We start from the raw sequence: 366 nt of genomic DNA on the forward strand, positions 1-366 counted from the left end.
TAGTACGATAAGTGCAGCGAAAGTTGCACCGCCACCAACGCCGGCAATACCAAATGAGCTCACTGTGATAATAGCAATCAGAGACAGAATGAAGTTAATGTCCATTGGGTCGATACCAACCGTAGGCGCAACCATAACTGCAAGCATTGCAGGGTAAATACCCGCACAACCATTTTGACCAATTGTTGCACCGAAAGACGCAGACAGGTTAGCAATCGCTGGTGGTACGTTTAACTTAGTGATTTGAGCTTCAACGTTCAGGGGAATAGTTGCTGCAGAGCTACGAGACGTGAAAGCGAACGTCAGTACTGGCCAGATCTTTTGGAAGTACTCTTTCGGGTTGACACCAACAAAAGAAACCAACAC

Annotated in this window: 1 protein-coding gene; it reads right to left on the reverse strand. The window is 46.7% G+C overall.

Translation table 11 applies throughout. The features are described 5' to 3' along the window. Positions 1–366: cation:dicarboxylate symporter family transporter (locus AB4496_RS28690; protein ID WP_372133488.1), on the reverse strand; the 366-nt coding region annotated here is incomplete at both ends.

Source organism: Vibrio sp. 10N.222.46.A1 (assembly GCF_041473595.1).
In the GTDB taxonomy this organism is placed as follows: Bacteria; Pseudomonadota; Gammaproteobacteria; order Enterobacterales; family Vibrionaceae; genus Vibrio; species Vibrio tasmaniensis_A.